We start from the raw sequence: 12,783 nt of genomic DNA on the forward strand, positions 1-12,783 counted from the left end.
GCCGGCAGCCCGCGGCGCGGGTCCTTCCCGGCGCCCCAAGTGCGGCTCCTGCTCGGCGGCGAGGGAAACTGTCGGCTATGAGCAACCGCACCGCCGAGCCCCCCAAGACCGTCCTGCTCCGCCGCGGCGAGGTGCACAGCCCCGCGGACCCCTTCGCCACCGCGATGGTGGTGGAGCGCGGCCATGTCGCGTGGGTCGGCTCCGAGGGGGCCGCCGACGCCTTCGCCGACGGCGTGGACGAGGTGGTCGATCTCGACGGCGCCCTGGTCACCCCGGCCTTCACCGACGCCCATGTGCACACCACGGCCACCGGCCTCGCCCTGACCGGCCTCGACCTGTCCGGCGCCCCTTCCCTGGAGGCCGCCCTCGCCCGTGTCCGCGAGTTCGCCGCCGCCCGCCCCGACGACCGGGTCCTGCTGGGCCACGGCTGGGACGCCGCCCGCTGGCCCGGCGGCCGGCCGCCGACCCGGGCGGAGCTGGACGAGGCCACCGGCGGACGTCCGCTGTACCTTTCCCGCATCGACGTGCACTCGGCGGTCGTCAGCACCGCCCTGCTCGACCTGGTCCCCGGCGATGTCGCGCGCGAGGACGCCCCGCTCACCAAGGACGCCCACCACGCCGTCCGCGAGGCCGCCCTCGCCGCCATCACCCCCGCCCAGCGCGCCGAGGCCCAGCGCACCGCCCTGGAGCACGCCGCCTCCCTCGGCATCGGCACCGTGCACGAGTGCGGCGGCCCGCGGATCTCCTCCGAGGACGACTTCACCGGCCTGCTGCGGCTCGCCGCCGAGGTGCCGGGCCCCCGCGTGGTGGGCTACTGGGCGGAGGAGGACACCGCCAAGGCCCGCGAGCTGGGCGCGACCGGCGCCGCGGGCGACCTCTTCGCGGACGGCGCCCTCGGCTCGCACACCGCCTGCCTGCACGAGCCGTACGCCGACGCGGGCCACAGCGGCACCGCCTACCTCGACGCCGACGCCGTCGCCGCCCACGTCGTGGCCTGCACCGAGGCGGGCCTCCAGGCCGGCTTCCACGCCATCGGCGACGCCGCCGTGGCCGCCGTGGTGGAAGGCGTGCGCACCGCCGCCGAGAAGGTGGGCCTCGCCCGGATCCGCGCCGCCCGGCACCGCGTCGAGCACGCCGAGATGCTCAGCCCCGACACCATCGCCGGCTTCGCCGAGCTGGGCCTGATCGCCTCCGTCCAGCCCGCCTTCGACGCCCTGTGGGGCGGCGAGGACGGCATGTACGCCCAGCGTCTGGGGGCGGAGCGGGCCCGCACCCTCAACCCGTTCGCCGCCCTGCTCCGCTCCGGCGTGCCGCTCGCGTTCGGCTCCGACAGCCCGGTCACCCCGCTCGACCCCTGGGGCACGGTCCGTGCCGCCGCCTTCCACCGCACGCCCGAGCACCGGATCTCCGTCCGCGCCGCCTTCACCGCGCACACGCGCGGCGGCTGGCGGGCCGTCGGCCGTGACGACGCGGGCGTCCTGGTCCCGGGCGCCCCCGCCGACTACGCCGTCTGGCGGACCGACGAGCTGATCGTGCAGGCCCCCGACGACCGGGTCGCCCGCTGGTCCACCGATCCGCGCTCCGGCACGCCCGGCCTGCCCGACCTCACCCCGGGCCGTGACCTGCCGGTCTGCCTGCGGACCGTGGTGGGCGGGCGGACGGTGTTCGTACGGCCGGGCGAGTGATCTCCCGGAGTGGTGCGGGCCGCCCCGGCCGCCGGGGCCCCGCCGCCCGACCTGCGCATCCTCCCCACCGGCCGCGCCGCCGGTGTCGTCGGCCCAGCTCAGGGGGCTGTTGACAGTCGGCTGCCAGGGGCCGGTAGGTTCGGCCGAGTCCACCACCGGACGCCCGACCGGAGGACGTTCAGCCGACTCGTCGCAGCGCCGCTGGGTCAGGGACGGTGTGCCGCACCGGGGCACCGTCACTGGGAGCCAGGCTCAGCGCCCGCGCCGACGAGGGGAACGTTCTCGCGGGTCGGCCAGGTGTGACCCGGGTGGGGCCCGGGCGCTCAGTAGACAACGGCTTTCGGTCGACCCGCAGCCAGCGGGTCCCGGGTCGGCCCGAAGGGCGCCGGGCCCCCATCCGTCGTGGTACGAAGGTGTTCGGCACGTGGCGGGAAGGGACCGGAAAAGACCTTCTTACCCCGCTCTTGTGGAACCGACACCACCATACGAACGCGCTGTCACGCCCACCCAGGCCGCGGCCACTATGGTGGACCCCTGCGTACGACATGAAGGGGCAGCAGTGAACGACGGCGACGGGACCCTCGCGGCCAAGGCCCAGGGGAGGCAGTTCGGTCCGCTCGGCACGGCCTTGGTGATCATTCCGACCTACAACGAGGCGGAGAACATCAAGTCCATCGTCGGCCGGGTGCGCAAGGCCGTCCCCGAGGCGCACGTACTGATCGCGGACGACAACAGCCCCGACGGCACCGGCAAGCTCGCCGACGAACTGGCCGCCGAGGACGAGCACGTCCATGTGCTGCACCGCATGGGCAAGGAGGGCCTCGGCGCCGCCTACCTCGCGGGCTTCCGCTGGGGCCTGGAGCGGGACTACGGCGTGCTGATCGAGATGGACGCCGACGGCTCCCACCAGCCCGAGGAACTGCCCCGGCTGCTCACCGCCCTCAAGGGCGCCGACCTGGTCCTCGGCTCCCGCTGGGTGCCCGGCGGCCGGGTGGTGAACTGGCCGAAGTCCCGGGAGTTCCTCTCGCGGGGCGGCTCCACCTACTCGCGGCTCATGCTGGACGTGCCGATCCGGGACGTGACCGGCGGTTTCCGGGCGTTCCGCCGGGAGACGCTGGAGGGGCTCGGCCTCGGCGAGGTCGCCTCGCAGGGCTACTGCTTCCAGGTCGACCTGGCCCGTCGCGCGGTGAAGGCCGGCTACCACGTCGTGGAGGTCCCCATCACCTTCGTCGAGCGGGAACTGGGCGACTCCAAGATGAGCCGCGACATCGTGGTCGAGGCGCTGTGGCGGGTCACCGCCTGGGGCGTCGGGGACCGTCTCGGCAAGCTCACCGGCAAGGACAAGCAGGCGTAGCGGCGGGTTCCCGGCCCGTCGATCACCCCCTTATCCCGTGCTGAGGCGTGCCCAGGCACACTGGGGGCATGACGACTGGCGCTCCGACCTCTCCGTACACCGCCCGCCGCCGGCGTTCCCGGCTGCGCAGGTATCTGCCGCTGGGTCTCGCCGCGTGGCTGGTGCTGGAGATCTGGCTGCTGACCCTGGTCGCGGGCGCGGCGGGCGGGCTCAGCGTGTTCCTGCTGCTGGTCGCGGGGGTCGTGGCGGGGTCCGTGGTCATCAAGCGGGCTGGCCGCCGCGCCTTCCGTAGTCTGAACGAGGCGCTCCAGCAGGGCGGCTCACCGGCGCGCGGCGGCGGCAACGGCCTGATGATGCTCGGTGGCCTGCTGCTGATGATCCCCGGTCTGGTCTCGGACGCGGCGGGTCTGCTCCTGCTGCTCCCGCCGGTCCAGAAGGCGGTGAGCCGCTTCACGGAGAACGCCCTGGAACGGGGTCTGCGCAAGGCCGCCCCGGGCAGCCTGGGCGACGCGTTCCAGCAGGTCCGCATCCACCGGCCGGACGGCAAGGTGGTGCAGGGGGAGGTCATCAGGGAGGACCGGCCCGAGCCGGGGGAGCAGCGGCCCCCGCTCACGCGCTGAACGGTCCGCGCACACACAACGACCGCGGGCGCCGTACGTGGAGACGTACGGCGCCCGCGGTCGTTCGTGCTGTGCGCGCGTTACGCGCTCTTGCGGCTGTCCCTGGGGTGGACCGCGATGTTCATCGCCCCCGAGCGCAGCACCGCCAGACGCTCCTCGAGGACCTCTTCGAGCTCCTCACGGGTGCGTCGCTCCATCAGCATGTCCCAATGGGTACGCGCGGGCTTGGCCTTCTTCTCCTCAGGGCCGTCGCCGTCCACGAGGAGTGCCTGGGCACCACAGACCTTGCACTCCCACTCCGGCGGGATCTCCGCCTCGACCGAGAAGGGCATCTCGAACCGGTGCCCCTTCTCGCATGCGTACTCCACGGCCTGGCGCGGGGCCAGGTCGATACCGCGGTCCGTCTCGTAGCTGGTCACCACGAGGCGCGTACCGCGAAGAGCTCGCTCACTCATGAATCGTGCCTCCCGGGCTTGTCGCCCACAGGACAGGTGTCGCTGTCGTCGTCATCCGGTCAACGTCCGGTCGGCGGTAAAGATTCCCGTTCCGAGTCCCGTTCCGGGTCATGCGTCGCCGTCGTAGCCGCCCCTTGTTCTACCCACAGGCGCCCGGTTTGTCACATCTGCTAGCAGATGTCACCCAGCGTTTCGGCATCTTTGACGCGCAGTAACGGTACGCCTGGCAGGCCAAACGCGTACACTACCGCCCTTTCACGCCGAGTGCTAAATCGGCGCTAGATCTTTTCCGGAACCGGGTTCCCCGCCTCGGAGATCGCACGCCTCACCGGGACCCGCGCGAGCAGGACGAAGCCGAGGACGAAGAAGGACACCAGCGAGAAGATCGCCGACCGGTAGCTGCCGGTCAGCTGGTAGGTGACGCCGAACACCAGCGGGCCGAGCCAGCTCATCCCGCGGTCGCTCATCTCGTAGGCCGAGAAGTACTCGGCCTCCTTGCCCGGCGGCACCAGATGGGAGAACAACGACCGGGACAGCGCCTGGCTGCCGCCGAGGACCAGGCCGATCCCCGCGGCCAGCACGAAGAACCACACCGGCGCCCGCGCCGGCAGGAACCAGCCGGCCGCCAGCGTGAGCGTCCACGCCACCAGCGAGCCGAGGATCGTCCGCTGCGCGCCGTACCTCCGCGCCAGCCGCCCCATCGCCAGCGCCCCCGCCACGGCCAGCACCTGCACCAGCAGGACCGCGCCGATCAGCGTGGACTGGCCGAGACCCAGCTCCTCGGAGCCGTATACCGACGCCTGGGTGATCACCGTCTGGATGCCGTCGTTGTAGACGAGGTACGCCAAAAGGAACGCCAGGGTCAGCGGATGCCGGCGCATGTCCCGGACCGTAGCGGCCAGCTGCCGCAGCCCCGGTGCCGTGGCCCGGCCCCCGCGCGCGCGGCGGTCGCGCAGCCTGCGCAGCGGTACGAGGGTGAAGGCCCCCCACCACAGGCCGGCCGACGCCAGGCAGACGCGGACGGCCGCGGTCTCGGACAGGCCGAAGGAGCCGTGGGCCGAGTACAGCACCAGGTTGCCGACGAGGACCAGCGAGCCCGCCGCGTAGCCGAGGGCCCAGCCCCGGGAGGACACCGCGTCGCGCTGCTCGGGCGGCGCGATCTGCGGCAGATAGGAGTTGTAGAGCATCATCCCGACGGACTGGGCCGCGTTGGCCACGACGAGCAGCACCCCGCCGAGCAGGTACCGGTCGCCGTCCAGGAAGAACATGCCCGTGGTCGCCGCCGCACCGGTGTACGCCGCCGCCGCGAGCAACGGCTTCTTGCGGCCCGTGCGGTCGGCCGCGCTGCCCACCAGCGGCATCGCGACGACGGCCAGCACCACCGACAGGGACACCGCGTAGGCGAAGAAGGAGCCCGCGCGGACCGGGACGCCCAGCGGGTGCACATAGCCCTCGGCGTCGGCCGCGTGCTCGGCGACCGAGGTGAGGTAGGGGCCGAGGAAGACGGTGAGGACGCTCGTCGAATAGACGGAGCACGCCCAGTCGTACACGTACCAGCCGCGCTGCTCGCGCCTGAGACCGGCGGCTTCGTCCGCCGCCTCCGCCCGCACGGTGCCGGTGCTCACCCGTGCCCTCGCTTCCCCGCTCAACTGCGAAGGCTCGGCCGGGGCGGGCGGGCGCTCAGACCCAGACGCCGCGGTCCTCCATGACCTTGCGCAACGTGTCGATGTGATCGGTCATGATGCCATCAACCCCGAGGTCGAGGAGCCGGTGCATCCGTTCCGGTTCGTTGATCGTCCACACGTGCACCTGGAGCCCGCGCGCGTGGGCGGCGCGGACGAAGCGGTGGTCGACCACGGGCACGCCCGACCGGGCCTCCGGAACCTGCGCGGCCACGGCCGACCGGCGCACCGCGGCCGGCAGCCCCCACGAGCGCAGCCGCAGGTTCAGCACCCCGCGCGTGCCGAACGAGGTGGCCAGCCGCGGCCCCGCCAGCCGCTGGGCGCGCAGCACGCGCGCCTCGGAGAAGGAGCCCACGCAGACCCGGTTCCAGGCGTCCGTGCGCTCGATCAGCTCCAGCAGGGGGCGCAGCGCCGGCTCCGCCTTGATGTCGACGTTCCAGCGCACCTCGGGGAAGGTCTCCAGCAGCTCCTCGAACAGCGGCACCGGTTCACGGCCGCCCACGCGCGCGTGCCGTATCTGCGCCCACGGCAGGTCGGCGATCCGGCCCGCGCCGTCGGTGACCCGGTCCAGGGAGGCGTCGTGGAAGGCGACCAGCCGGCCGTCCGCCGTGGCGTGCACGTCCGTCTCGATGTAGCGGTAGCCCAGCTCCACCGCGCGCCGGAACTGCGCCACGGTGTTCTCCAGACCGTCGGCCGCCCCGCCCCGGTGGGCGAAGGCGATCGGCACCGGGTGGTCCAGGTACGGATGGCGCGGGCGCGGTGTCGTGAGGTTCACGGACGCAGTATCGCGCGCCCGGGTGTCGCCGCGGCAACGACCGTGCTGCCCGTCGATGCCGCCGGGACGGCGAACACCCGCAGGAAGGCCTGGGCCAGCGGGCCGATGGACACGGCGTACAGCACCGTGCCGACCCCGATGGTGCCGCCCAGGAGGAATCCGGTGACCACCACCGCCACCTCGACCGCCGTCCGCATCAGCCGGATCGACCGGCCGGTGCGCCGGTGCAGCCCCGTCATCAGCCCGTCACGCGGGCCCGGCCCGAAGCGCGCCGCGATGTAGAGGCCGGTGGCCGCGCCGTTCAGCACGATCCCCGCGAGCAGCAGCGGGACGCGGGCGGCGAGGGAGCGCGCGTCCGGGAGCAGGGCGAGGGTGCCGTCCATGGCGAGGCCGACCACGAAGACGTTGGAGACCGTGCCGAGCCCCGGGCGCTGGCGCAGCGGGATCCACAGGAGCAGCACCGCCGCGCCCACGATGATCGACACCACCCCGATGCTCAGCCCGGTCAGCTCCGCGAGCCCCTGGTGCAGCACGTTCCACGGCTCCAGACCCAGGCCCGCCGCCACGAGCAGCGCGGAACTCGCGCCGTAGAGCGCGAGGCCCGCGTACAGCTGGACCAGCCTCAGTCCGAGTGGGCGGCCGGGAGCGGCCGTACTGGGAATGGACATGGAAATACCCCCCTGGGTGGTCGTGGTGGCCTGACGCATGACACTCTGTGGCTTGGGATGAATCGTCATCCATGGCCAATTCGGGGAAGGTGGACTGATCTTCATGGCGCAGTGGACCTCGGCCGTGGGGGCCGCGCAGCTCGCCCGGCTCCTCAACTCCCAGCAGGACCGCCCGGCCGGACCCGGCACCCGCCGTCCCCCCGCCTATCGCGCCCTGGCCGACGGCATCCGGCTGCTCGTCCTGGAGGGCCGGGTGCCGGTGGCCGCGCGCCTGCCCGCGGAACGCGAGCTGGCCCTCGCCCTGTCCGTCAGCCGCACCACCGTGGCGGCGGCCTACGAGGCGCTGCGCGGCGAGGGCTTCCTGGAGTCCCGGCGCGGCGCCGGCAGCTGGACCGCCGTACCGGCCGGCAACCCCATCCCCGCCCGGGGCCTGGAACCCCTGCCGCCCGAGGCCCTCGGCTCGGTGATCGACCTCGGCTGCGCCTCGCTCCCGGCGCCCGAACCGTGGCTCACCCGGGCCGTGCAGGGCGCCCTGGAGGAGCTGCCGCCGTACGCCCACACCCACGGCGACTACCCGGCCGGGCTGCCCGCGCTGCGCTCGATGATCGCCGAGCGGTACACCGCGCGCGGGATCCCCACCATGCCGGAGCAGATCATGGTGACGACCGGCGCGATGGGCGCCATCGACGCGATCTGCCACCTCTTCGCGGGCCGGGGCGAGCGGATCGCCGTGGAGTCCCCGTCCTACGCCAACATCCTCCAGCTGATGCGTGAGGCGGGTGCCCGGCTCGTGCCCGTCGCGATGGCCGAGGGGCTGTCCGGCTGGGACGTCGACCGCTGGCGCCAGGTGCTGCGGGAGGCCGCGCCGCGGATCGCCTACGTGGTCGCCGACTTCCACAACCCCACTGGGGCGCTCGCCGACGAGGACCAGCGGCGCCGGCTGGTGGACGCGGCCCGCTCGGCCGGCACCGTGCTCGTCGCCGACGAGACGATGAGTGAGCTGTGGCTCGACGAGGAGTTCCGGGACGGCGGCATGCCCCGTCCGGTGTGCGGTTTCGACCCGGCCGGCTCCACGGTGATCACGGTCGGCTCGGCCAGCAAGGCGTTCTGGGCGGGGATGCGGATCGGCTGGGTGCGGGCGGCCCCGGACGTCATCCGCAGCCTGGTCGCCGCGCGGGCCTACGCCGACCTCGGCACGCCGGTGCTGGAGCAGCTCGCCGTGAACTGGCTCTTCAGCACCGGCGGCTGGGAGCAGGCGGTCGAGTTGCGCCGGGCGCAGGCCCGGGAGAACCGGGACGCCCTGGTGGCCGCGGTGCGCCGGGAACTTCCGGACTGGGAGTTCGAGGTGCCCCGGGGCGGCCTGACGCTGTGGGTGCGCGCCGGCGGGCTCTCCGGTTCCCGCCTCGCGGAAGCGGGCGAACGGACCGGTGTCCGTGTCCCGTCCGGTCCTCGCTTCGGCGTCGACGGCGCGTTCGAGGGCTATGTCCGGCTTCCGTTCACCGTCGGGGGAGCGGTCGCGGACGAGGCGGCCGTGCGGCTCGCCGCCGCGGCTCGGCTGGTGGAGTCGGGGGCGACGGGGGCGGGCGAGGCGCCGAGGACGTTCGTGGCGTAGGCGGGGCCGGTCCGGGCGGCGAGCCGCCGCCCGGCCGCGGCGCCGGGACGATGCGAGGGGGAGGGCCTAGGAGGACTCCGCCGCCAGGGCCTCCGCGGGGACCGGGGCCTTGTCCGCCGCCGCCGTCGGTTTCGACAGGTCCGCGGGCTCCGCCTCCACGGCAGCGGTCCGCGGTGGCAGCAGCTCCAGCACCGCCTGCCGGTCGGCATCACTCGTGGCGTCGTCGTACGGATCCGGCGTACGCGGCACCTGGAGCCGGTGCACCGGGCCGGAGCCCAGCCGGGCGTACCCCCGCCCGGGCGGCAGATGCGCCGTCGACGTGGTGTGCGGCGGCGCCCCCAGTACCGCCTCCACCTGCTCCGGCGCGGCGGACCCGAGCACGACACGCGCGCGCGTGTGCTGCCGTACCGCGTCGGTCAGCGCCTCCGCGCTGTCGAACTGCTCGGCCACGACCACGGTCACGTTCGCCGCGCGGCCGTGCCGCAGCGGCACCTGGAGCAGCGCCTGCGGGTCCTTGCGGCCGTCCGCGAGGGCGAGGTGCGCGAAGACGCTCGGGCGGTCCAGCAGGATCCACAGCGGGCGCCGGGTGTCCGGGGGCGGCGGGTCGCCCGCCTGCCGCGCCAGGTTGATCGCGACGAGCCTCCGTTCGGTCTCCTGCGCGGCCCACTCCAGGCTGGCCAGCGCCCCGGGCAGCGCGCACTCCACGGCCAGGACGCCGCTCCGTCCGGTCAGGCAGGCGTACTCGCCGGTGCCGCCGCCGTCGACGATCAGCACGTCGCCGTACTGGAGGGCCTGAACGGCGACGGAGCGCAGCAGGGTGGACGTGCCGCTGCCGGGGTGGCCCATGGCCAGCAGGTGCGGCTCGGTGGAGCGGATGCCGGTGCGCCAGACGACCGGCGGCACGTCGACCCGTTCCTCGCCGTAGGAGAGCGGGAGCGTGCGCTGGACCTCGGTCGGGTCGGTGAAGCCGAGGACGGTCTCGCCGGGCGCGGTGACGAAACGCTGGGCGGGGATGTCGGCGGGCAGCGGGGGGAGGGCGGTGACGGTGAGCTGGTTGCCCTCCTCGTCCCACGCGAAGCGGTACTCGCGGCTCCGTCCGGCCTTGGCGGTGAGCAGCTGCTCGATCCGCGCGCGGGCCGCGGGCTCGCCGTCCGGGAAGTAGGCGGGGTAGCGGATCACGAGGTGGCCGATGCGCCCCGCGTCGTCGAACTCCTGGGCCGCGTAGGCCTTCTCCCACTCCCCGCCGTGCGTGTACAGCGGCGCCGGATCCTCCGGGCTGGAGAAGTACGGCACCAGGGCCTCGTACAGCGCCTGGAGCCGCTGGGTCTGGGACTCGTCGGGACCCTCGGGCGCCGACGGGGTGCGGTCGCGGCCGTGCCAGGCCGCTGCCGCCATCACGGAGATGACGGCGAGCAGCGGCCCGTACGGCATCAGGGCCACGATCAGGACCACGGAGGCCACGAAGAACAGCAGTGGCCCGCGCTTGTCCTTGGGCGTGTCCACCCACCTGCGCCGGCCGGCCGAGGCCAGCAGACGCAGCCCGCGCGTCACGGTGATCAGCGGGTGGAGGACGTCGGTGGCGCTGTCGGCCGCCGTCCGGGCCAGCTCCTTGCTCCGGGCGATCTGCGTCCGGGCGATCTGGGCGCTGTCCTTGCTCAGAATGCGGGGGAGAGGGCGCCGGGCCACTGCTGTCTCCTGTTGGTGCGTGCGGGCGGGACTGGCGGGGTCAGAACTTGATGCCGCCCAGGAGGCTGGCCAGGCTCTCCCCTCCGGCTTTGATGCTCGGGGCGATGCCTGTGGTCGACAGGTAGAAGCCGAAGAGGGCCGACACCGTGGCGTGCGAGCCCTTCAGTCCGTCCTTGCGGAAGAACAGGAAGACGACGACGCCGAGCAGCAGCACGCCTGAGAGCGAGAGGATCATTTGGGCCTCCTGGTGTCGATGGTGGGGGACAGTCACCATGAGTTCTTCCAGGATCACAGGATGTATCCATACGATTAAAGGTGCAACTGGGTGAAAAACGGTGGATTTCCCCCGCTCGGGCGAGCGGGTCAGACCCCGCGTGACCAGGCCTGTTGCCGGTGCGGTGGCTTCGGTGGACGCTGCTGCTGATCTTTACCTCGGGCAGATCGGCTCATGTGCCGCGCGAGCCAGTACGCTGGCGATTCACTCGTACGAAGCAGTCCCCGAATCAGCACATGGAGAGGCGGTCCGGCCGATGAGTGAAGTTCCCGACCCCGAGGTCGTGGAGCTGGCGACCAAGATCTTCGATCTGGCCCGGCAGGGGCAGACCGAGGCGCTCGTGGCGTACGTCGACGCGGGTGTTCCGGCCAACCTCACCAACGACCGCGGCGACTCCCTGGTGATGCTCGCCGCCTACCACGGTCACGCCGACGCGGTGCGCGCGCTGCTCGCCCGCGGCGCGGCGGCGGATCAGGTCAACGACCGGGGTCAGACCCCGCTCGCGGGTGCCGTCTTCAAGGGTGAGACGGACGTCATCAAGGCCCTCCTGGAGGGCGGAGCCGATCCTTCCGCAGGCACGCCGTCGGCCGTCGACACGGCCCGGATGTTCGGCAAGACAGAGCTTCTGGAACTGTTCGGCGTCCACTGACGTCGACACACTGACCAGGTACGACACGGAAAACGGGGGAGGCGGTACAGGGCCGCCGGAAATACGGTCGCGGCAGCACACACCGCGGGTCATCATGACGTCGTGATTCACGGACGCGATGGCTGGGCAGGTGTTGCCGCACCGCGCGGGCCGTGATGCGGTCCGCATGGGCCACCGACGAGAGGCAGAGAGAGATGGTCTACAGCGAGCAAGAGACGGCGGGCACTCCGACGTTGTGTCACGCGGCCAGGTAATGCATGTTTTCCGGTTGCGTCGACGCTTGATGTGAGGCTGTTTCCCATGTTCGATCCGGTCATAGCGCCCAGCGGTACGCTGCTCGGCCTGCTCCAGCGCGGCCGTGGTGACGGCACGCTGCACGCGCTCACGGCCCCGCGCGCCGAAGCGCTCGCGGCCCTGAACCACTGTGTGCTGCGCGACCCCCGCCACGACTGGCAGGTGGAGAACCGCTCCCTGTACTACGCCCGGCTCTACCTCGACCTCAACGGCGAGCTGGACGCCGTTCAGGCGCACCTGTTCGACCCCGAGGACGTCGTCGACACCGACGAGTCCCGCACCGGCCTGGCCCTGGCCGTCCTCGGCCACCTCGCCTCCTACGGCAGGCGCGACGCCCTGGAACTGCTGCGCAGGTACGCCGCGCACGGCTCCAACTGGGCCTGGGCCCTGGACGAGCTGGCCCTCAGGGACGACGACGCGGGCCTGCGCGCCCTCGCCGCCCCCGTCCTGGCCCGCTTCGCCACCGATCCCGAGGGCGAGGCCAAGCTGGCCGCCGCCGTACGCGACGCCTTCGAACCACGGCCCTGGCGGTTGTGGGCCGAGGATCCGCGCGCCTCGATCGCCACGCGGGTGCGCGCCGCCCAGGAGGCCGGCTGCTTCGACCGCTGGCAGCGGCAGATGCGGCCCAGCGGCCCCCGCCCCGACTGGAGCGTCCGCGCCGTCTTCGAGTGGGCCCAGCAGGGGCTGGAGCGCGGCGCCGCCCTCCATGTGCCCGCCGCCCGCTGCCTGGTCGCCGTGGCCGGCCCGGAGGACCGGCCCGAGATCCTCCAGGCCGCCCTGACCGGCACCGACGGAGCCCGCTGCACCGCACTGCGCTACCTCGCCGACAGCGACGACCGCGACGCGCTCGACCTGATCGAGGCGGCCGTCGCCGACGGGACGGCACCCGTCGTGGAGGCCGCCGTCGACGCCTTCGAACGGATGCGCAGCATCGCCGCCGTCGACCGCGCGCGCGGCTGGGCCCAGCGCCCCGACGCGCTCGGCGCCGCCGCCGGCCGCATGCTCGCCTGCCGCGGCGGCGCACAGGAC

12 protein-coding genes are annotated in these 12,783 nt (G+C 73.3%); 6 read left to right on the forward strand and 6 right to left on the reverse strand.

Translation table 11 applies throughout. The features are described 5' to 3' along the window. Positions 1–77 precede the first annotated feature (77 nt). From ABZV94_RS18855 to fxsA, 3 genes are all read left to right on the forward strand, one after another. Positions 78–1,685 (forward strand): amidohydrolase, encoded by a 1,608-nt coding sequence (locus ABZV94_RS18855; protein WP_356341493.1) that lies wholly within the window; start codon positions 78–80, stop codon positions 1,683–1,685. Positions 1,686–2,244: 559 nt separating this feature from the next. Continuing rightward, positions 2,245–3,039 (forward strand): polyprenol monophosphomannose synthase, encoded by a 795-nt coding sequence (locus tag ABZV94_RS18860; protein ID WP_356341494.1) that lies wholly within the window; start codon positions 2,245–2,247, stop codon positions 3,037–3,039. 68 nt (positions 3,040–3,107) lie between these two features. Further along, positions 3,108–3,659, forward strand: coding sequence for an FxsA family membrane protein (fxsA, locus tag ABZV94_RS18865; protein ID WP_356341496.1), 552 nt, complete (start codon positions 3,108–3,110; stop codon positions 3,657–3,659). Positions 3,660–3,739: 80 nt separating this feature from the next. Here the strand turns inward: fxsA and ABZV94_RS18870 are convergent, their stop codons facing one another. The 4 genes from ABZV94_RS18870 to ABZV94_RS18885 all read right to left on the reverse strand — a co-directional run bounded on the left by ABZV94_RS18870 (position 3,740) and on the right by ABZV94_RS18885 (position 7,239). Next, positions 3,740–4,114, reverse strand: a complete 375-nt coding sequence (locus tag ABZV94_RS18870) for an RNA polymerase-binding protein RbpA (protein WP_003977404.1) — start codon at positions 4,112–4,114, stop codon at positions 3,740–3,742. Between the two features lie 278 nt (positions 4,115–4,392). Next, positions 4,393–5,739: an MFS transporter gene (locus ABZV94_RS18875; protein ID WP_356341497.1), complete on the reverse strand. Its 1,347-nt coding sequence runs from the start codon at positions 5,737–5,739 to the stop codon at positions 4,393–4,395. Positions 5,740–5,794: 55 nt separating this feature from the next. Then, entirely contained in the window at positions 5,795–6,571 is a 777-nt protein-coding gene (locus ABZV94_RS18880) for a glycerophosphodiester phosphodiesterase (RefSeq protein WP_356341498.1), read from the reverse strand. Further along, positions 6,568–7,239 (reverse strand): hypothetical protein, encoded by a 672-nt coding sequence (locus ABZV94_RS18885; protein WP_356341499.1) that lies wholly within the window; start codon positions 7,237–7,239, stop codon positions 6,568–6,570. The genes ABZV94_RS18880 and ABZV94_RS18885 overlap by 4 nt, the downstream gene beginning before the upstream one ends. A 103-nt stretch (positions 7,240–7,342) precedes the next feature. Between ABZV94_RS18885 and ABZV94_RS18890 the strand changes: the two genes are divergently transcribed. Continuing rightward, positions 7,343–8,851, forward strand: a complete 1,509-nt coding sequence (locus ABZV94_RS18890; RefSeq protein ID WP_356341500.1) for a PLP-dependent aminotransferase family protein — start codon at positions 7,343–7,345, stop codon at positions 8,849–8,851. Positions 8,852–8,917: 66 nt separating this feature from the next. Here the strand turns inward: ABZV94_RS18890 and ABZV94_RS18895 are convergent, their stop codons facing one another. After that, positions 8,918–10,537, reverse strand: coding sequence for a hypothetical protein (locus ABZV94_RS18895; RefSeq protein ID WP_356341501.1), 1,620 nt, complete (start codon positions 10,535–10,537; stop codon positions 8,918–8,920). A 40-nt stretch (positions 10,538–10,577) separates the two neighbouring features. Further along, positions 10,578–10,772 carry a hypothetical protein gene (locus ABZV94_RS18900; RefSeq protein WP_014671463.1) on the reverse strand — a complete coding sequence of 65 codons (195 nt, stop codon included), beginning with the start codon at positions 10,770–10,772 and terminating at the stop codon, positions 10,578–10,580. Positions 10,773–11,067: 295 nt separating this feature from the next. Between ABZV94_RS18900 and ABZV94_RS18905 the strand changes: the two genes are divergently transcribed. After that, the gene (locus ABZV94_RS18905; protein WP_030985309.1) at positions 11,068–11,460 is read left to right on the forward strand and encodes an ankyrin repeat domain-containing protein; all 393 of its coding nucleotides are present in this window, start codon (positions 11,068–11,070) and stop codon (positions 11,458–11,460) included. A gap of 300 nt (positions 11,461–11,760) precedes the next feature. Further along, positions 11,761–12,783 (forward strand): HEAT repeat domain-containing protein (locus ABZV94_RS18910; protein ID WP_356341503.1); only part of this gene is annotated, 1,023 nt, incomplete at its 3' end.

The sequence above is a fragment of the Streptomyces sp. NPDC004658 genome (assembly GCF_040609555.1).
Classification (GTDB): Bacteria; Actinomycetota; Actinomycetes; order Streptomycetales; family Streptomycetaceae; genus Streptomyces.